Consider the following 754-nt stretch of genomic DNA (forward strand, 5'->3'; position numbering starts at 1 on the left):
CTGGGGCATGCCGGTTTCATGGCGGTTGGCGCCTATGTTTCAGCAATATGCACCAAAAATATGGATCTGCCCTTCATCATCGCCATCATAGCAGGCTGTCTGGCCGCAGCTCTGGCGGGATTCATTATCGGGGTGCCCACCTTAAGGCTGCGGGGGGATTACCTGGCTATAGCCACTCTGGGTTTTGGAGAAATCATCCGGGTTATTCTCCAGAATATTGAAGAATTAGGGGGACCGGCAGGGATTGTCGGCATCAGCCGCTTGACCACCTGGCCCTACCTTTTTGGTGCCATAGTGTTTACTATTATTATCATTCAAAATCTCATTAACTCCAGCTTTGGCCGCGCCATAATATCGGTTCGCGAGGATGAAGTGGCCGCAGAAATGATGGGGATTCATACCACCTGGTATAAGGTTCTGGCCTTTATGATCGGGGCCGGGTTGGCCGGCCTGGCCGGGGCGTTATTCGCCCATTATTTTTACATTATCAAGCCGGAGACCTTTAACTTTTTGAAATCATTCGACATACTGGTTATGGTGGTTTTAGGCGGCCTGGGCAGCACCACCGGAGCGGTCCTGGCGGCCATCTTCATTACGGTATTGACTGCATATTTGCAAGCCTTTCCGGCCGTTCGCATGATTATCTATGCTTTGATCCTGGTGCTGGTGATGATCTATCGGCCTCAGGGCATGCTGGGCAATAAAGAATTGACCCGCAAGACATTCGGCCGGTTTTGGGGAGGATCAGCATGAC

1 protein-coding gene is annotated in these 754 nt (G+C 51.6%); it reads left to right on the plus strand.

Annotated elements, in window-relative coordinates; all coding sequences use genetic code 11:
* Positions 1–753: branched-chain amino acid ABC transporter permease (locus tag B3W37_RS10560; RefSeq protein WP_483175709.1), on the plus strand; the 753-nt coding region annotated here is incomplete at its 5' end.
* Position 754 lies beyond the last annotated feature (1 nt).

Source organism: Syntrophomonas sp. UBA5494 (assembly GCF_002426325.1).